Annotated in this window: 17 protein-coding genes and 1 tRNA gene; 10 read left to right on the forward strand and 8 right to left on the reverse strand. The window is 64.8% G+C overall.

What is annotated here, in order from left to right; translation table 11 throughout:
- Nucleotide 1: 1 nt before the first annotated feature.
- The gene (gene ychF / locus ACO055_RS01660) at nt 2–1,099 is read right to left on the reverse strand and encodes a redox-regulated ATPase YchF (RefSeq protein ID WP_422060876.1); all 1,098 of its coding nucleotides are present in this window, start codon (nt 1,097–1,099) and stop codon (nt 2–4) included.
- Nucleotides 1,100–1,322: 223 nt separating this feature from the next.
- On the opposite strand from ychF, the gene ACO055_RS01665 reads away from it, so the two are divergent.
- On the forward strand, nt 1,323–1,994 hold the full coding sequence (locus ACO055_RS01665) for a CAP domain-containing protein (protein WP_422060877.1): 672 nt from the start codon (nt 1,323–1,325) through the stop codon (nt 1,992–1,994).
- Nucleotides 1,995–2,015: 21 nt separating this feature from the next.
- On the opposite strand, the gene pth is transcribed toward ACO055_RS01665, so the two are convergent.
- The 7 genes from pth to ACO055_RS01700 all read right to left on the reverse strand — a co-directional run bounded on the left by pth (nt 2,016) and on the right by ACO055_RS01700 (nt 6,496).
- Nucleotides 2,016–2,585, reverse strand: coding sequence for an aminoacyl-tRNA hydrolase (gene pth / locus ACO055_RS01670; protein WP_422062393.1), 570 nt, complete (start codon nt 2,583–2,585; stop codon nt 2,016–2,018).
- A 69-nt stretch (nt 2,586–2,654) separates the two neighbouring features.
- Complete coding sequence (locus tag ACO055_RS01675) at nt 2,655–3,290, reverse strand: 50S ribosomal protein L25/general stress protein Ctc (protein ID WP_422060878.1); 636 nt, start codon at nt 3,288–3,290, stop codon at nt 2,655–2,657.
- A 110-nt stretch (nt 3,291–3,400) separates the two neighbouring features.
- Complete coding sequence (locus ACO055_RS01680) at nt 3,401–4,237, reverse strand: TraB/GumN family protein (RefSeq protein WP_422060879.1); 837 nt, start codon at nt 4,235–4,237, stop codon at nt 3,401–3,403.
- Nucleotides 4,238–4,293: 56 nt separating this feature from the next.
- Nucleotides 4,294–5,223 (reverse strand): TraB/GumN family protein, encoded by a 930-nt coding sequence (locus ACO055_RS01685; RefSeq protein WP_422060880.1) that lies wholly within the window; start codon nt 5,221–5,223, stop codon nt 4,294–4,296.
- A 62-nt stretch (nt 5,224–5,285) separates the two neighbouring features.
- The gene (locus tag ACO055_RS01690; RefSeq protein ID WP_422060881.1) at nt 5,286–5,723 is read right to left on the reverse strand and encodes a hypothetical protein; all 438 of its coding nucleotides are present in this window, start codon (nt 5,721–5,723) and stop codon (nt 5,286–5,288) included.
- Nucleotides 5,716–5,928 carry a helix-turn-helix transcriptional regulator gene (locus tag ACO055_RS01695; protein ID WP_422060882.1) on the reverse strand — a complete coding sequence of 71 codons (213 nt, stop codon included), beginning with the start codon at nt 5,926–5,928 and terminating at the stop codon, nt 5,716–5,718. Before ACO055_RS01695 ends, ACO055_RS01690 begins: the two co-directional genes overlap by 8 nt.
- A 241-nt stretch (nt 5,929–6,169) precedes the next feature.
- A complete protein-coding gene (locus ACO055_RS01700) occupies nt 6,170–6,496 on the reverse strand; it encodes a UrcA family protein (RefSeq protein WP_422060883.1) in 327 nt (108 codons plus the stop codon).
- Between the two features lie 299 nt (nt 6,497–6,795).
- On the opposite strand from ACO055_RS01700, the gene ACO055_RS01705 reads away from it, so the two are divergent.
- The 9 genes from ACO055_RS01705 to ACO055_RS01745 all read left to right on the forward strand — a co-directional run bounded on the left by ACO055_RS01705 (nt 6,796) and on the right by ACO055_RS01745 (nt 17,381).
- On the forward strand, nt 6,796–7,677 hold the full coding sequence (locus ACO055_RS01705) for a glycine--tRNA ligase subunit alpha (protein WP_422062394.1): 882 nt from the start codon (nt 6,796–6,798) through the stop codon (nt 7,675–7,677).
- Nucleotides 7,674–9,893 carry a glycine--tRNA ligase subunit beta gene (gene glyS / locus ACO055_RS01710; protein WP_422060884.1) on the forward strand — a complete coding sequence of 740 codons (2,220 nt, stop codon included), beginning with the start codon at nt 7,674–7,676 and terminating at the stop codon, nt 9,891–9,893. Before ACO055_RS01705 ends, glyS begins: the two co-directional genes overlap by 4 nt.
- 102 nt (nt 9,894–9,995) lie before the next feature.
- Nucleotides 9,996–12,656 carry a pyruvate, phosphate dikinase gene (ppdK, locus tag ACO055_RS01715; protein ID WP_422060885.1) on the forward strand — a complete coding sequence of 887 codons (2,661 nt, stop codon included), beginning with the start codon at nt 9,996–9,998 and terminating at the stop codon, nt 12,654–12,656.
- 60 nt (nt 12,657–12,716) lie between these two features.
- Entirely contained in the window at nt 12,717–13,292 is a 576-nt protein-coding gene (locus ACO055_RS01720) for a DUF1214 domain-containing protein (protein ID WP_422060886.1), read from the forward strand.
- 1 nt (nt 13,293) lies between these two features.
- Nucleotides 13,294–13,821, forward strand: a complete 528-nt coding sequence (locus ACO055_RS01725) for a DUF1254 domain-containing protein (RefSeq protein WP_422060887.1) — start codon at nt 13,294–13,296, stop codon at nt 13,819–13,821.
- Between the two features lie 44 nt (nt 13,822–13,865).
- Nucleotides 13,866–13,942 (forward strand) — tRNA-Arg (locus ACO055_RS01730).
- Nucleotides 13,943–14,058: 116 nt separating this feature from the next.
- Complete coding sequence (locus tag ACO055_RS01735; RefSeq protein ID WP_422060888.1) at nt 14,059–15,027, forward strand: glucokinase; 969 nt, start codon at nt 14,059–14,061, stop codon at nt 15,025–15,027.
- Between the two features lie 57 nt (nt 15,028–15,084).
- Nucleotides 15,085–15,825 carry a gamma-glutamyl-gamma-aminobutyrate hydrolase family protein gene (locus ACO055_RS01740; protein WP_422060889.1) on the forward strand — a complete coding sequence of 247 codons (741 nt, stop codon included), beginning with the start codon at nt 15,085–15,087 and terminating at the stop codon, nt 15,823–15,825.
- A 182-nt stretch (nt 15,826–16,007) separates the two neighbouring features.
- Nucleotides 16,008–17,381, forward strand: a complete 1,374-nt coding sequence (locus tag ACO055_RS01745) for an aspartate aminotransferase family protein (protein WP_422060890.1) — start codon at nt 16,008–16,010, stop codon at nt 17,379–17,381.
- The last annotated feature ends 15 nt before the right edge of the window (nt 17,382–17,396 follow it).

The raw sequence follows: 17,396 nt of genomic DNA on the forward strand, positions 1-17,396 counted from the left end.
CTCAGCTGTGCAGGAAGTGCATCACGTCGCCGTCGTGCACGACATAGGCCTTGCCCTCGGCGCGCAGCTTGCCCGCTTCGCGCGCGCGCGCTTCGCCGCCCAGCGCGACATAATCGTCATAGGCGATCGTCTCGGCGCGGATGAAGCCTTTCTGGAAATCGCTGTGGATCTCGCCCGCGGCTTCGGGCGCGGTCGCGCCGGTGTAGACGGTCCAGGCGCGCGCTTCCTGCGGGCCGACGGTGAAGAAAGTGATGAGGTGGAGCAGCTCGTACCCCGCGCGGATGACACGCGCGAGGCCGGTTTCGCTCAGGCCCATTTCGGACAGGAATTCCATCCGGTCGGCCATGTCCATCGTCACCAGCTCGCTCTCGATCGCGGCCGACACGACGACGGCCTGCGCGCCTTCGGCAGCGGCCTTCGCGAAGACCTGTGCGGAGAAGGCGTTGCCGTTCGCGGCGCTGCCTTCATCGACGTTGCAGACATAGAGGACGGGCTTGGACGTCAGCAGTTGTGCGGTGCGCAGGACGCGGGCTTCCTCGTCGTCCTTGGGGTCGGTCAGCCGCGCTGGCTTGCCTTCGCGCAGCAGTTCGAGCGCCTGGCCGAGCACCGATGCGGCGATCTTGGCTTCCTTGTCGCCCTGAGCGGCCTTTTTGACGAAGGCGGGGACGCGCTTCTCGAGGCTTTCCAGGTCGGACAGCAGCAGTTCGGTTTCGACGGTCTCGGCGTCGGCGACGGGATCGACGCGATTTTCGACATGCTGGATGTCGTCATCCTCGAAACAGCGCAGTACATGGACGATCGCATCGACTTCGCGGATGTTGCCGAGGAACTGGTTGCCCAGCCCTTCGCCCTTCGACGCGCCGCGCACCAGGCCGGCGATGTCGACGAAGGCGAGCTGGGTCGCGATGATCTTTTTGCTGTTTGCGATTCCGGCGAGCTTTTCGAGCCGCGCGTCGGGCACCGCGACGTTGCCGATATTCGGCTCGATCGTGCAGAAAGGATAATTCGCCGCCTGTGCCGCCGCCGTTTCGGTCAGCGCGTTGAACAGGGTGGACTTGCCGACGTTGGGCAGGCCGACGATCCCGCATTTGAAACCCATAAAAACTCCGTGAGGCCCGGCGCAAGCATGAAGGAGGGCCGGTGGTGCAGCGCCCCTAGCGCCAAGTCGCGGCGGACGCCAGTATTGCTTCAGGCTCCCGCGCGATCGATCCACACGGCGAGCACTGCCCCACCGCGCCGCAACGGCGTGAATATGCGCCGAACCGAGCGAAAGGGAGCAGAAAATTCACCGATGTTCAGCTTGCGCCAGCTAGTGGCAGCGCATGAGACGCATCGTTCCGCAATCGAACCGCCGGGTCGCATCGGCTGTGATCCTTTTCGCGGCGTTGGCGACAACGCCATCCGTCGCCGAACCGTCGAGCTTCGAGGCCGGGGTCTTCGACGAACTCAATTATTTCCGCGAAGATCCGGCGGACTATGCCGACGAGCTGCGCGGCTATCGATCGCGCTTCGACGGCAAGCTGCTGATCGCCGCAGAGGGCGACGAGATCGATGTCATGACGCGCGAGGGCGTGGCTGCGGTCGACGAAGCGATCCGCGTCCTTCGCCGCGAGGCGCCGCTGACCACGCTGATCTGGAGCGACCGGCTTCAGCGCGCTGCCGCCGATCATGTCGCGGCGCAATCGCGGTCGGGCGCGGTCGGGCATTATGACAATCGCGGCGGGCCGGGGGATCGGATGACAGCACGCGGCGGCGGCCCCTATGTCAACGAAGCGATCACCTATGGCCATCAGACACCCGCGGGGGTGATCCACCAGCTGCTGATCGATGACGGCGTCCCGGGCCGCGGTCATCGTTTCGGGCTGTTGCGGACCGATCAACGCTATGTCGGCGTTGCCTGCGGCGCGCATCGCATCCACCGCACGATGTGCGTGATCCTGATGTCGGCGACCGTCGACGGATCACCGCCGCCGCCGCCCCGATCCGCTAACTGACGGTCGGGCGGAGGGCGCGCTTCACCCGTTCAGGCGGAGCGCAAGATCGCTTTGAAAGCGCACATCGTCACCGTCGGCGAGCCATTTCGCCTCGGCGGCGATCGCGCCTAGCAGGTCGGTCAGCGGTTCGACTTCGCTCTTGTGATAATTCCCCAGGACGTGGCCGGTGACGCGGTCCTTGTGGCCGGGATGGCCGATGCCGATGCGCACGCGGCGGAAATCGTCGCCGATATGCTGGATCATGCTGCGAATGCCGTTGTGACCCGCCGCGCCGCCGCCCTGTTTGACCTTCACCTTCATCGGTGCGATGTCGAGCTCGTCATAGAAAGCCGTGACATCCTGCGGCGTCAATTTGTAGAAATCGAGCGCAGCGCGCACGCTGCGGCCGCTTTCGTTCATGAAGGTGCCGGGTTTCAGCAACAGGATGCGCTGGTCGCCGATGCGACCTTCCTGAACCCAGCCCTGGAATTTCTTCGCCGGGGCAGGGAAATCATGCACGTCGGCGATGACGTCGGCGGCCATGAAGCCGACATTGTGACGGTGCATCGCATATTGGGGCCCGGGATTACCGAGGCCGACCCAGAGCTGCATCATGCTGCCTTTCTCGGGGCCTGTCGTGGGAGGCCCCCTCGCCGAAGAGAGGGGGCCGTCCGAACGAGATTAGGCGTCGTCGCCGCCTTCGGCTGCTTCGGAGCCATCGACGGTGGTGTCGCCGGCGTTCGACTTCATCGCCGACGGAGCAACGATCGTCGCGATGGTGAAGTCGCGGTCGGTGATCGCGCTTTCGCTACCCTTGGGCAGGGTCACGTTGCTGATGTGGATCGAATCGCCGACATCATAGCCGGTGACGTCGATCTGGATGTCATCGGGCATCTTGTCCGAATCGCAAATCAGCTCGAGTTCGTGGCGAACGATGTTGAGCACGCCGCCGCGCTTCAGGCCCGGCGAGGCTTCTTCGTTGATGAAGACCACGGGGACCGCGACGTTGACCTTGGCATCCTTGCTGATGCGCAGGAAGTCGGCGTGGATCGGACGATCCTTGACCGGGTGGAAAGCGACGTCCTTCGGCAGGGTACGCACCTGTTTGCCATCGACATCGATCATCACGATCGAGTTCATGAAGTGACCCGTCATCAACTGCTTCATCAGCAGCTTTTCTTCGACGTGGATCATCAGGGGTTCTTCTTTGCCGCCATACACAACGGCGGGGACGCGGCCATTACGACGCAGTTCACGCGAGGCTCCCTTGCCTCCGCGATCACGCGTCTCGGCCGACAGCACCAGCTGGTCGCTCATCATTTTTCTCCGAAACAGATTACACAGTTCCGCCACGCCTCCAGGGATGACCATGGCCGGAAGCGGGGGCGCATAGCGGGGAAGGCCTCGAAATGCAAGCGCGGGCGCGCTTATTGCACGCGCGTGACCCGATAGCCGTCGGCCGAAAGCATCGCAGGGACGCTGTCGGTGCCGACAAGATGTCCCGCGCCGACGGCCATCAGCACCGTGCCTGGCCGTTCCAGCCGCGTCTTGACCCAGCCGCTCCAGCGCCGGTTGCGATCGGTGATGATCGCCTTGCGCGCCGCGGGGGCCGCGTCGACATCCTCGTTTACGACCTTGGCGAGCGCCTGCGTGTCGCCGCGCGTCCAGGCGGCCGCCATCGCGCTGACATCCTTCAGGGCGTTGTCGGCATTTTCCGCCGCCTGCACGAGCAAGGTTCGCTGCGTCGCGGGATCGAGCGTCTCGAACAACGTCAGCTGCGCCTTCGCACTTTCTAGCCCCGCAATGGGTTTGCCGGCGGCCCGAAACGACGCCGTCAGGCCCGATTCGACACCCGCTGCGGAAGAGAGTTCGGCCTGTTCGGCGACGCGCTGGCCCATCAGCACGAGCACGGCCCAATCGTCGAGCTTGTCGCCGCCGAAATCGGTACCGGCTTCGAGCTTGCGGTAGTTGGCAAGCGCCTTCGCAGGCAATCGCGCATCCATCGCGAGCGGCTTGTCGCGCGGCGCGAGCGACTGGAACACCATGCCCGCCTGGGCAAGCTGCTGCGGCGACAGTTCGAGCATCAGTTCGTCGGCCGATTTGGCGACCTCGGCAATCTTGCCGCGGTTCCAGTCGGTGCCGGCGGGAAGCGCGTGCATCGTTCCCAGCATATAGATGTGCGTGTCGGCATCCTCGACCAGCCACATCGCGGGCCGCGCCTCCACCTCGGCCTTTGCGCCGCACGCGGCCAGCAGCAACGGCAAAAGGGCCGCCGCAAAGCGACGACCCCCGTGACCGCGGAGCAGGGCGCTGCCGCGCATCACTGGACGCGCTTCGCCTTGAGTCCGCGCGCCTTCAGATAATCCTGCACGCTATGCTTGCCGGCAAGATGGCCTGCGCCCACCGCGACGAAGACCGTTCCCGGCTTGTCCATCCGCGTCTTGATCTGGTCTGCCCAGCGGGCGTTGCGATCCCACAGCAGGGTCTTGGTGAGTTCGGGCGTCGCATCCATGCTTTCGTTCATCAACGCCGCCAGCTTCTTGGGATCGCCCTTGCCCCACAGCAGGACGAGGCTGTCGAGCGTCGGGCCAAGCTTGTCGATGTCCTTCACCGTCGAATTGAGGAAAGCGACCTGCTGATCTTCGGGCAGCTTGTCGAAAAAGCCGAGCTGTTCCTCGAGCGTTTCAAAGCCTGATATGGGCTTGGTCGTGGCTTTCGCCGCGGCGGTGAGCTGCTTTTCGACGCCTTCTTCGGGGTTGTAGCCCAGCTTGGTGAGCGGCAGCACCGACAGCGTGATGCCGGCAAACCAGGGTTTGAACGCGTCGAAAGCATTGGCGGGCAGGCCAAGCCCGGTGAGCGCCGCCTGAAAGGCCTTCAGTGCCTCGGGATCAAGCTTTTGCGGCAGCGTCTTGCCGCTCGCGTCTACGGCCAGCGAAAAGGTGGTCTTCGTCATTTCGGCCTGATCTTCGGGGAGTACGAGTTCGAGTACCAGCTCGTCCGACTTGTCGAACGCCTGACGAACCGCGCCATCGAACCAGCTGAGGCCGGGCTTCAGCACATGAACCGTGCCGAGCAGATAGATGGTCGTGTCGGCATCCTTCACGGCCCACATCGCAGGCTTGATCGCCTGCACCGTAGCAGTTGCCGCAGCGGGCTCCTTGGCAAAGGAAACATTGCCGGGAGTCAGCGCGCAGGCAGCGAAGGGAATAACCGCGCAGCTGGTCACCAGCGTCTTGAACCAGGTCTTCATCGAAAAACACCTTTCGTTGTGGGCCTTATGGCCGGGGTCGGAGGGGAAGGGGAGTAGGAAAGTCAGCGATATTTCAGCCAGAGCCAGACGACGGCGTTCACCGCCATCGAAAACAGGAACAGCAGCATCGCATCGGCGGGCGGCGCCAGGTCGGCGCGGTGCAGCACCCACCAGACCGGCGCCGGAACGATGAAAGCGTACCAGCCGGCGAGGCCCGCCCACAGCCATGCGCGCTCCTCATGGTCGTCGATCGCGCGGTGATAGATGGTCATCGAGATCGCGAGGCCGAGCACCCAGAAGAGCGACGCGCCGATCGCGAATCCGGTGCTGAGCGAACCGCTGAACGCCATGTCCAGGCCGTTGCGGCCGGCGGGCTGGTCGGCGACCATCCAGCCGCCGACGATTCCGCCAATGACGGCGGCAAAGCCGAGCGCGAAGCGGTAGCGGCGCTGGCGCGGAGAAAGGCGCCGGCGGGGGGGTGTAGTAGAGGCTTCAGGCATCGTCGCTTCCTTCATGGCCGTCGTCGAAGATTTCCTCGATCGGCATCTCGAACAGCCGCGCAAGCTTGAAGGCGAGCGGCAGCGACGGGTCATACTTTCCCGTTTCGATCGCGTTCACCGCCTGCCGCGAAACATCGAGCCGGTCGGCCAGTTCGGCCTGGCTCCAGTTCCGCATCGCGCGCAGCACTTTCAATTTATTGTTCATTGGCGCCTCGCCAGCATTTCCATCCGAAAGACCGTCGCTTCCCATAGAGCATCAAAATGTCGGGGAAGGGGAATATTTTGTCCGGATCGTTGCGGTTTATGAGTGGCGGGAGAGCGACCGGGGCCATTCGGCGGGCAAGAGACTGGAGCGCCATCGTGGGCGAGGGCGCTCCAGCCCAAGTCGTCGGCCGTCAACGGGAAGTATCGGCCGGGTCGAAAGCGTCGAACGGTCACGCCGCGCGTTACCGGCCCGTCTTGACCATCAGCAGCGCGAGCTGGGTGCCGCCCTGCGCCTGAACAATCGCGCGCTTTGCCTGCGGCTCGGCCTGCGCGAGGGCAGCGGACACGCAGACCGCAGTGCGGCCGGTTTCCGCCGTTCCGCGAAGGCCCGAATAGCAAACCGCGCGGGCCGCACTCTTCAGTCGGGCATCGAGCCGTTCGCGATCGGCCGGACGCGTCAGGTCGAGGTTGTCGATGCGGACGACAGCCGTCGCACTTTCGGTTTGGGCGGTCGCAGGCACGGCGGCGGCGGTGAGCGAGAGAGCGAGGATCAGGGTGCGGGTCATCATGTCTATTCTCCTTTGATCGGGTCGGGGATGGGTAGGGGGATCGGTTCGAGCAAGTCACGTTTACCTGTCTGTGTGTCAGGTATGCGTGACTATATGTCGCGATTCGCTGACTATGTCAATAACACCTTACAAAAAGTTTTGGAGACCTTACAAAGTCGTGCTCTTCCGCGATGCGTGCCGCCGCCCAGAGCCTTGACCCTGCGGCGTCGCTGCGCCAATGCGGCGACGATTTTTGCACCTGCGAAGGAATTGCGGCCGTGGCCGACGGGGCGGACAAGACACCACTCAGCTTTCAGGACATGATCCTGACGCTGCACGCCTATTGGAGCGCGCGCGGTTGCGCGATTCTGCAGCCTTATGACATGCGCGTGGGCGCCGGCACTTTCCACCCCGCAACGACGCTGCGCAGCCTTGGTCCCGAGCCGTGGAACGTCGCCTATGTCCAGCCGAGCCGCCGCCCGACTGACGGCCGCTATGGCGAGAACCCGAACCGGCTTCAGCATTACTACCAATATCAGGTGATCCTGAAGCCATCGCCCGCCGACTTGCAGGAACAATATCTGGGCTCCTTGGCCGCGATTGGCATCGACCCGCTGCTCCACGATATCCGTTTTGTCGAGGATGATTGGGAATCGCCGACGCTGGGCGCATGGGGGCTGGGCTGGGAAGTGTGGTGCGACGGGATGGAAGTCACCCAGTTCACCTATTTCCAGCAGATGGGCGGCTTCGACTGCAAACCCGTCGCGGGCGAGCTGACCTACGGCCTCGAACGCCTTGCCATGTATATCCAGAATGTCGACAATGTGTACGACCTGCGCTTTTCCGATCCCGTCGGCGACGTTCCGGGGATCAGTTACGGCGACGTCTTCCTCGAGAATGAAAAGCAGTTCTCGAAATGGAATTTCGAGGTCGCGGACACCGACAGCCTGTTTGCGGGCTTCAAGGCGGCCGAGGCCGAATGCCAGCGCGCGATCGCGGCGAATGTCCCGCTGGCTGCCTATGACCAGGCGATCGAAGCGAGCCACCTGTTCAACCTGCTCCAGGCGCGCGGTGTGATCAGCGTCCAGGAGCGCGCCAACTATATGGCGCGGGTCCGCGACCTCGCGAAAGGCAGCTGCAAGGCGTGGATCGACAGCCAGTCGGACCGCTGGACCCAAAACTATCCGGGGTGGACGCTGTGACCGATTTCCTTCTCGAACTGCGCAGCGAGGAAATTCCGGCGCGGATGCAGGCCGGCGCGCGCGCCGAACTCGACAAGCTGTTCCGCGCGCAGATGAGCGCTGCGGGCCTTGAAACCGGCGAGCTCACCATCTGGTCGACTCCGCGCCGCCTGGCGCTGATCGCCAAGGGCTTGCCCGAGGCGACGGCAGCAGTCAGCGAGGAACTGAAAGGTCCGCGCAGCAGCGCGCCGCCGCAGGCGCTCGAAGGCTTCCTCCGCAAGACCGGCCTGACGCAGGACCAGCTCGAAGACCGCGACGGCGTCTATTTCGCCGTGATCGACAAGCCCGGCCGTGCAACCGCCGATGTGCTCGCCGAAGCGATCCCCGCCATCATTCGCGGCTTTGCTTGGCCCAAGTCGATGCGCTGGGGCAAGGACAGCGCGAGCAGCGAAAGCTTGCGCTGGGTCCGCCCGCTGTCGGGCATCGTCGCGATCTTCGGCGAAGATCTCGTCCCATGTGAAGTTAGTGGAATTTCGGCGGGTTTCGCAACGCGCGGCCACCGCTTCCACTGCCCGGGCGAGATCACGATCGGATCGGCATCGGACTATGCCGAAAAGCTGCGTGCGTGCCACGTCATCGTCGACCATGAGGAACGGCAGGCGATCATCCGCGACGGTGCGGTCCAGGCAGCGGCCGACGCGGGGCTGACGCTCGTCGAGGACGAGGGGCTGGTGATCGAGAATGCCGGGCTCACCGAATGGCCGGTGCCGCTGCTCGGCCGCTTCGACGAAGCGTTTCTGGAAGTGCCGCCCGAGGTCATCCAGCTGACGGCGCGGGTAAACCAGAAGTATTTCGTCGTGAACGGCGCAGGCGGGACGCTCGCGAACGGCTTCGTCTGCACCGCGAACATCGACGCGGTCGACGGCGGCGCAGAGATCGTCGCGGGGAACCGCAAGGTGCTGGCGGCGCGGCTTTCGGATGCGCGCTTCTTTTGGGAGCAGGACCGCAAGACCAAGCTGGAAGATCATGCGAAGAAGCTCGATCGCATTACCTTCCACGAAAAGCTGGGCACCGTCGCCGACAAGGTCGAGCGCGTCGCCAAGCTGGCGCGCTGGCTGGTCGAGGAAGGCATCGTCACCGACCGCACCCCGGCGAAGGCCGGGGCCCAGAGCGGCATAGAGCAAACGTCGGCGCCGAACAGCCCTGGACCCCGGCCTTCGCCGGGGAGCACGGCGTTGGCAGACCAAGCCGAACTCGCTGCCCGCCTCGCCAAGGCCGACCTCGTCACCGAGATGGTCGGCGAATTCCCCGAATTGCAGGGCCTGATGGGCGGCTATTACGCCCGCGCCGAAGGCCTGCCCGACGCCGTCGCCGACGCGATCCGCGACCACTACAAGCCGGTCGGGCAGGGCGACGACGTGCCGACCGCTCCGGTGACGGTGGCTGTGGCGCTGGCGGATAAGCTGGACAGCCTAATTGGCTTCTTTACCTTCGGAATGGCTCCGACTGGGTCGAAAGATCCGTTTGCTTTGAGACGGGCGGCGTTGGGTGTGCTTTCGTTGATTCAAACGAAAGGCCTCCGGCTTCATGTGCTTTCCGCCTTTGACGCGCTGGTTCAGCAGTTGCCGATTAACGCGCAAGCGTTGAAGGACTATCCGCCGTTAGGTCGCGTCGATGTGAACTTCATCGCGCTCCTCGACTTCTTCGCCGACCGCCTAAAAGTCCAGCAACGCGAAGCCAGCGTTCGTCACGACCTGATCGACGCGGTGTTTGCGCTTGGCGGAGAGGATGATCTTGTCCGCCTGCTCGCCCGCGTGAAAGCGCTTCAGGCATTCATGACGACCGAGGACGGCACCAACCTGCTCGCGGGCTATAAGCGTGCGGCGAATATCCTGAAGCAGGCGGACATTGCCATCGCCCCCGCGAAGGCGGGGGCCGCTGGAGGTAGTGCTCCCACGACAACGGCCCCCGCCTTCGCGGGAGCGACGGATGTGGATCGTGCGCTGCTCGCCGCGCTCGACGCCGCCGAACCCGCGGCCGCCACCGCCGTTGCCGACGAGCGCTTCACCGACGCGATGGCCGCGCTCGCCAGCCTGCGCGCGCCGATCGATGCGTTTTTCGATGGCGTGATGGTCAACGATCCCGACGAAGCGGTCCGTGCCTATCGCCTCGGGCTGCTGTCGCGCTTTACCGGCGCGGTGCATGGCGTCGCCGATTTCTCGAAGATCGAGGGCTGACCCTACGGCCCCTTTGAACGAAGCAAGCAAAACTGAATCGACGGATTGCGATTGCATACCTACCCAGCGGCGACCTCCTCCCCGGGGCAGCAGGAGTTAGACATGACGAAGATGGTGCATTTGTTCGGCGGCGACGCGACGACAAGCGAGCGGTCGAAGGAATTGCTAGGCGGCAAGGGGTCGAACCTCGCCGAAATGGCTTCGATCGGCCTGCCGGTGCCTCCCGGCCTTACGATCACCACTGAAGTCTGCACCGCATATTACGATAATGGCGAGCAATTTCCGGCCGGACTTGCCGACGAAGTCGCAGCGGGCATCGCGCATATCGAAGGGCTGACGGGGCGGACATTCGGCGATGCCGCGGATCCGCTGCTCGTCTCGGTCCGTTCGGGCGCGCGCGTGTCGATGCCGGGGATGATGGACACGGTCCTCAACCTCGGCCTCAACGATCGCACCGTTGTCGGCCTCGCCGAAACGTCGGGCGACGCGCGTTTCGCATGGGACAGCTATCGCCGTTTCGTTCAGATGTATGCCGATGTGGTTATGGGCCTCGACCATGCAGAGTTCGAGGAAGCGCTCGAAATCGCCAAGGAAGACAGGGGCTTCTATCTCGATACCGAGATGTCGGCCGAAGACTGGCAAGCGCTGGTCAAGGATTATCAGGCGATCGTCGAACGCGAGACCGGCGCGCCGTTCCCGCAGGAACCGAACGACCAGCTGTGGGGCGCGATCGGCGCCGTCTTTGCGAGCTGGGAAAGCGATCGCGCGAAAGTCTATCGCCGCCTGAACTCGATCCCCGCCGATTGGGGCACCGCGGTCAATGTGCAGGCGATGGTGTTCGGCAATATGGGCGACACGTCGGCGACCGGCGTCGCGTTCACGCGCGACCCCGCGACGGGCGAGCGCGCCTGGTACGGCGAATGGCTCATCAATGCGCAGGGCGAGGATGTCGTCGCCGGCATCCGCACCCCGCAATATCTGACCAAGGTCGCACGCGAAAGGGCGGGCGCGAAGCCCGCGTCGATGGAAGAAGCGATGGCCGAGACGTTCGGCGAACTTGGCCGCGTCTTCGACACGCTCGAAACGCATTACCGCGACATGCAGGACATCGAGTTCACCGTCGAACGCGGCAAACTATGGATGCTCCAGACGCGCTCGGGCAAGCGCACGGCGAAGGCGGCGCTCAAGATCGCGGTCGAAATGGTGGCTGAGGGGCTGATTTCCGAAGAGGAAGCCGTGGGCCGCGTCGATCCGGGCGCGCTCGACCAGCTGCTCCACCCGACGCTCGATCCGAAGGCGCCGCGCGACGTGCTGACCAAGGGGCTCCCCGCGAGCCCCGGCGCGGCTTCGGGCAAGATCATGTTCGACGCCGACAGCGCCGAAAAGGCCGCGGGCATGGGCGAAGCGGTTATCCTCGTCCGCGTCGAGACCTCGCCTGAGGATATCCACGGCATGCACGCAGCGCGGGGCATTTTGACTGCGCGCGGCGGCATGACCAGCCACGCCGCGGTCGTTGCGCGCGGCATGGGGCGTCCGTGCGTCTCGGGCGCGGGCGGGCTGTCGATCGACGGCGCGGCGCGCGTGCTGCGCGTTGGCGGGCGCGAACTGCGCGAAGGCGATATCCTGACGCTTGACGGCTCGACCGGCGAAGTTATGGCGGGCGAAGTCCCGACCTTGCTGCCCGAACTGGTTGGCGATTTCGGCACGTTGATGGTCTGGGCCGACAAGGTCCGCCGCATGAAAGTGCGCGCCAACGCCGAAACGCCGCAGGATGCGCAGGTCGCGCGCGACTTCGGTGCAGAGGGCATCGGGCTTTGCCGCACCGAACATATGTTTTTCGACGCGGCGCGGATCACCGCGGTGCGCGAGATGATCCTCGCCGACAGCGAGGACGGCCGCCGCGCCGCACTCGCCAAACTGCTCCCCGAACAGCGGGGCGACTTTGCCGCAATCTTCGGGGTGATGGCGGGGCTTCCGGTGACGATCCGCCTGCTCGATCCGCCGCTCCACGAATTTCTGCCGACGCGCGAAGAGGATTTCGCCGACGTCGCTGCCGCCGCGGGGGTGGGCATCGAAAAGCTGAAGGCCCGCGCCAGCGAGCTGCATGAATTCAACCCGATGCTCGGCCATCGCGGCTGCCGCCTTGGCGTCACATATCCCGAAATCTATGAGATGCAGGCGCGCGCGATCTTCGAGGCGGCGTGCGACGTCGCCGCCGAAACCGGCGCCGCGCCGATTCCCGAAGTGATGATCCCGCTGGTCGCAACGCGCCGCGAGTTCGACCTCATGAAAGCGGTCGTCGACGCGCAGGCGAAGGCCGTGTTCGCCGAAAAGGGCCGCGAGATCGCCTATCTGGTCGGGACGATGATCGAACTGCCGCGCGCCGCGCTGATGGCGGGCGAGATTGCGGAGACCGCCGAGTTCTTCAGCTTTGGCACCAACGACCTGACCCAGACGACGATCGGCATCAGCCGCGACGATGCGGGCCGCTTTCTGACGCAATATGTCGACAAGGGCATCTTCCTGACCGACCCGTTCGTCAGCCTCGACGTCGAGGGCGTCGGCCAGCTGATCGAACTCGCCGCCGAGCGCGGGCGGGGGACGCGTCCCGACGTCAAGCTGGGCATCTGCGGCGAGCATGGCGGCGACGCGCCGAGCATCCATTTCTGCGAGAAAACGGGCCTCGACTATGTCAGTGCCTCGCCGTATCGTGTGCCCATCGCACGTCTGGCGGCAGCGCAGGCGGCCTTGAAACGGGGATAACGCCCCGCCTCGTCATCATGGCGAAGGCCGGGGTGACGAATGGGTGAGGGAAACGGGCGCATGAAGAGCTGGCACCGCTATGCGATCACGTTGGTGGGCGGAATAGCGGTGGGGCTCGGTGCACTATGGTCGCTTACCAGCGCAGGCTTCAGCGGCGGTGCGATCGTCAACGGCCCGTGGTCGACTTCGATGGGCTATGGCACCAAGGCGACCGATCCGCTGACCCGCGCCCGGGTCGCGCGCGGCGGCATGCTCGCGCTGCCAGCTGTCGAAACCGTTTATTGGGCGGCAAAGACCGACCCGACGGGCGCGCCGCTTGACGGCAATTGCCGCTACAGCCTGTCGGGCACGCCGCTCGATGCGCGATGGTGGAGCGTCACCATCTACGACACAAAGGGCTATATGGTCGCCAATGCTGCGAACAAATGGTCGGTCAACGGCGCCAATGTCGCGCTCGACGCGAAGGGCGAATGGCGCGTCACGATCTCGCCGGAAAAACCCGCGGAAGGCGCATGGCTGCCAGGGACAAAGGGCCAGCCGTTTCACCTGACCTTGCGCATGTACAACCCCGGCAAGGCTTTTCGCGGTGCCCCCGAGAAGGCGGCGCTGCCGCGTATCGTGAAGGAGGGCTGCTGACATGCGCAACTGGCTCGGCCCGCTCCTCTTTGGCCTGATTGTCGCTGCGGCGACCACTTGGGCCGCGATTTCCTATATGCCTTTTGCCTTGATGAACGTCGCGATGGACCGGCTGGGGCAGGGCGGTTTGAACAATATGTCCTATGGCGCGCTCGCGACCGCCGCGCGCCAGCCGATCGTGCGGCCCAGTCCCGACCTCGCCTATTCGAGCTGCCCCTACGACCTGTCGGCGGGCCCGCTTGCGATCGACGTCACGCCGGTACCGGGACGTTACAGTTCGCTCAGCATCTTCGACGCCGCGACCGACGTCATCTTCGTCCGCAACGATGCGCAGGCGGGCGGAAAATCCTATCGAATCATCGTCGCGCGCGACGGGCAGGCCGTGCCGGCGGGCGCCGAGGTCGTGCGCACGAACCATGACAAAGGCATCGCCCTGATCCGCCTGTTGTTAAGGGACCCCGCCGAAATAACGGGCCTCGATGCGGTGCGGCACCAGTCATCCTGCGCCACGGTCACAAAGCTGAAATAGGGGGTTGCGCCACTGCGCATCGCCCCGTAAAGGCACCGCTCCACGCACCCGTAGCTCAGCTGGATAGAGCATCAGACTACGAATCTGAGGGTCGGGCGTTCGAATCGCTCCGGGTGCACCATTTCCCAATTCGAGAGAATTTCGCCGCGGTGAGCCTGCCGCGCGCATAGCTATGCGCGGTTGCATCGATGCGGGGCATGCGACATTCCTGCGTGAAGCAATTTGCAAGGGAGAGGCATGAGCGAACCTATCGTCACGGTCGACATCGGCGGCACGCACGCGCGGTTCGCCCTCGCCGAGGTCGCGGGCGGCCGCGTGCAATCGCTGGGCGAGGCGACGACGCTCCATACCAAGGATCACGCGAGCTTTCAGACGGCGTGGGAGGATTTCGCACAGCGGCAGGGCGGCCTGCCGCGTAGCGTCGCAATCGCCATCGCCGGGCCGACGCGCGGCGATATCATCCGCTTCACCAACAATCCGTGGATCATCCGTCCGGCGCTGATCGGCGAGAAACTGAACGTCGATCGCCATGTGCTCGTCAATGATTTCGAGGCGGTGGGCCATGCGGTGGCACAGGCCGATGCAAGCTATTTCGAACGATTGACCGGCCCCGACGAGCCGCTTCCGGCGACCGGCACGATCACGATCATCGGTCCCGGAACGGGCCTGGGCGTCGCGCATATCTGGCGGGACGGTGCCGATTACCGCGTCCAGGCGACCGAGGGCGGGCATATCGATTTCGCACCGCTCGACAGCATCGAGGACGCGATTCTGGCGCGGCTGCGCAAGCGGCATCGGCGCGTGTCGATCGAACGCATCGTGTCGGGACCTGGCATCGTCGACATCTATGAGACGCTGGCGGCGCTCGAAGGGCGCGCGGTGGCGCCGCTCGACGACAAGGCGATCTGGACCAATGCGCTGGGCGGCGAGGACAGCCTCGCGGCGGCAGCGGTCGACCGTTTCTGCCTGTCGCTGGGCAGTGTCGCGGGCGACCTCGCGCTGGCGCAGGGCGCGAGCGGCGTTGTCGTGGCGGGCGGGCTGGGGTTGCGTATCCGCGACAGCCTCGTGGCATCGGGATTTCCCGAACGCTTCGTCGAAAAGGGCCGTTTCGAAGGTTTCATGACAGCGCTTCCGGTCAAGCTGATCACGCATCCGCAGCCGGGCCTGTTCGGTGCGGCGGCGGCCTTCGCGCGCCAATATACCTAAGGGCCTGACCGCAAGATTCCGCTGGCGCCGCGCCGCTAAAATCGGCAGCAAGGGCGCATGTCCTCGCGCCCCGTCCTCGGCATCATCGCCTGCAATCGCACCGTCGGGACCGAGATCGCGCAGACGGTGATCAATCGTTATGCCACCGCGGCGATGCGCCACGCCGATTGTGCGGCGCTGATCATTCCATCGCTGCCCGATCATATGCGCGCGAGCGAGATTGTCGGGCGGCTCGATGGCGTGTTGCTGACGGGAACGCCGTCGAACGTCGCGCCCGCGCTTTACGATGACCCGGCCGCCGGCGAGGGGCCGTTCGATCCCGATCGCGACAGCATGATGCTCGAACTGGTCGAGGCGGTGATTGCCGCGCAGCGGCCGCTCTTCGGCATTTGCCGTGGCTTTCAGGAAATCAACGTGGCGCTGGGCGGGACGCTGCGCCGCGATACGTCGGCGAACGACGAATTGCTCCACCATCACGCACCCGATGGCGTGCCGTTCGACGCGATGTTCGACCATCGTCACAAGGTCGATCTCGTCGAGGGCGGCTTGCTCTCCTCGGCCTATGGAACGCCGTCGCTCGACGTGAATTCGGTCCATTATCAGGGGATAGGCGAGCTCGCCGGAGGCCTGCGGGTTGAAGCCCGCGCGCCCGACGGGCTTGTCGAGGCCTATAGTGCGCGGCCCAATGGCGCGCCGCTGCTGGCGGTGCAATGGCATCCCGAATGGGCGACCGACGCCAGCGACCAGAGCCAGACCTATTTTCAGCTGCTCGGCCGCGCGTTAAGAGGGGCGTTATGAACCGCCGCGTCACCCGGTACGATCGCTATCTCGCGCGGCTGTGCTTTTCGCCCTGATCGTCCAAGGCCGGTCTCTTCTCCGTTCGTAACGAGCGAAGTCGAGACGCCCATCGTCGTGGCGCAAGGCCGAGAGATATCTCGACTGCGCTCGATGCGAACGGACTTCTGGATTAGGACAATATCATGCCCCGCAATCACGACATCGCCGAACTGCGCCGCCTCGACGTCGCGCACCATTTGCCCGCCCAGGCCGACTGGGCCGAAATCGAAAAGCTCGGCGGCAGCCGCATCATCACCCATGCCGAGGGTTGCTATATCCACGACGGCGACGGCCACCGCATTCTCGACGGCATGGCGGGCCTGTGGTGCGTCAACGTCGGCTATGGCCGCGAGGAACTGGTCGAGGCCGCGGCGGCGCAGATGCGCGAGCTGCCCTTCTACAACACCTTCTTCAAGACCGCGACGCCGCCGACGGTAACGCTCGCGGCAAAGATCGCATCGCTGACCGGCAATCGCTTGCCGCATATCTTTTTCAACGCCTCGGGCAGCGAAGCCAATGACACGGTGTTCCGCATGGTGCGCCACTATTGGAAGCTGAAGGGCGAGCCGAAGCGGACGGTCTTCATCAGCCGCTGGAACGCCTATCATGGCTCGACGGTCGCGGGGGTCTCGCTTGGGGGCATGAAGGCGATGCACGCGCAGGGCGATTTGCCGATCGCCGGGGTCGAGCATGTCCGCCAGCCCTATGCCTTCAACGAAGCGCAGGGGATGAGCGAGGACGAGTTTTGCGACGCGTGCGTGCAGGCGATCGAGGACAGGATCCTGGATGTCGGCCCCGAAAATTGCGCCGCCTTCATCGGCGAGCCGGTGCAGGGCGCGGGTGGGGTCATCATCCCGCCGAAGGGATATTGGCCCAAGGTCGAGGCGGTCGCGCGCAAATATGGCCTGCTTGTCGTCGCCGACGAAGTGATCTGTGGTTTCGGGCGCACCGGCAAGATGTGGGGGCACGAAACGATGGGCTTTACCCCCGACCTGATGGCGATGGCGAAGGGGCTGTCGTCGGGTTATCTGCCGATCTCGGCCACTGCGGTCGCGGCGCATGTCGTCGAAGTGTTGAAGACCGGCGGCGATTTCGTCCATGGCTTCACCTATTCGGGGCACCCGGTCGCGGCGGCGGTCGCGCTCAAGAATATCGAGATCATCGAGCGCGAAGGACTCGTCGAGCGCACTGGCAGCGTCACGGGCCCCCACCTCGCAAAGGCGCTCGCGGGCCTCAACGATCATCCGCTTGTCGGCGAAGCGCGGTCGATCGGCCTGCTCGGTGCGGTCGAGATCGTTGCTGACAAGGCGACGCGCGCGCGCTTTGGCGGCGCCGAAGGAACGGCAGGGCCGATGGCGCGCGATGCGTGCATTGCGAACGGATTGATGGTCCGCGGCATCCGCGACAGCCTGGTCATGTGTCCGCCGCTGGTCATTTCGACCGAGCAGATCGACGACATGGTTGCCATCATCCGCAAATCGCTCGATGAGGTGTTGCCGCGCCTCCGCGCGCTCTAAACAGGAAAGCCCGAC

It is taken from the genome of Sphingopyxis sp., assembly GCF_965227415.1.
GTDB lineage: Bacteria > Pseudomonadota > Alphaproteobacteria > Sphingomonadales > Sphingomonadaceae > Sphingopyxis.

Coding starts and splice junctions, on each gene's coding strand:
- ACO055_RS01705 (WP_422062394.1), top strand. CDS start 6,796: ATGATCCTGACGCTGCACGCCTATTGGAGCGCGCGCGGTTGCGCGATT.
- ACO055_RS01745 (WP_422060890.1), top strand. CDS start 16,008: ATGCCCCGCAATCACGACATCGCCGAACTGCGCCGCCTCGACGTCGCG.
- ACO055_RS01700 (WP_422060883.1), bottom strand. CDS start 6,496: ATGATGACCCGCACCCTGATCCTCGCTCTCTCGCTCACCGCCGCCGCC.
- ACO055_RS01735 (WP_422060888.1), top strand. CDS start 14,059: ATGAGCGAACCTATCGTCACGGTCGACATCGGCGGCACGCACGCGCGG.
- ACO055_RS01740 (WP_422060889.1), top strand. CDS start 15,085: ATGTCCTCGCGCCCCGTCCTCGGCATCATCGCCTGCAATCGCACCGTC.
- ACO055_RS01720 (WP_422060886.1), top strand. CDS start 12,717: ATGAAGAGCTGGCACCGCTATGCGATCACGTTGGTGGGCGGAATAGCG.
- ychF (WP_422060876.1), bottom strand. CDS start 1,099: ATGGGTTTCAAATGCGGGATCGTCGGCCTGCCCAACGTCGGCAAGTCC.
- ppdK (WP_422060885.1), top strand. CDS start 9,996: ATGACGAAGATGGTGCATTTGTTCGGCGGCGACGCGACGACAAGCGAG.
- ACO055_RS01665 (WP_422060877.1), top strand. CDS start 1,323: ATGAGACGCATCGTTCCGCAATCGAACCGCCGGGTCGCATCGGCTGTG.
- ACO055_RS01725 (WP_422060887.1), top strand. CDS start 13,294: ATGCGCAACTGGCTCGGCCCGCTCCTCTTTGGCCTGATTGTCGCTGCG.
- ACO055_RS01675 (WP_422060878.1), bottom strand. CDS start 3,290: ATGAGCGACCAGCTGGTGCTGTCGGCCGAGACGCGTGATCGCGGAGGC.
- ACO055_RS01695 (WP_422060882.1), bottom strand. CDS start 5,928: ATGAACAATAAATTGAAAGTGCTGCGCGCGATGCGGAACTGGAGCCAG.
- ACO055_RS01690 (WP_422060881.1), bottom strand. CDS start 5,723: ATGCCTGAAGCCTCTACTACACCCCCCCGCCGGCGCCTTTCTCCGCGC.
- ACO055_RS01685 (WP_422060880.1), bottom strand. CDS start 5,223: ATGAAGACCTGGTTCAAGACGCTGGTGACCAGCTGCGCGGTTATTCCC.
- pth (WP_422062393.1), bottom strand. CDS start 2,585: ATGCAGCTCTGGGTCGGCCTCGGTAATCCCGGGCCCCAATATGCGATG.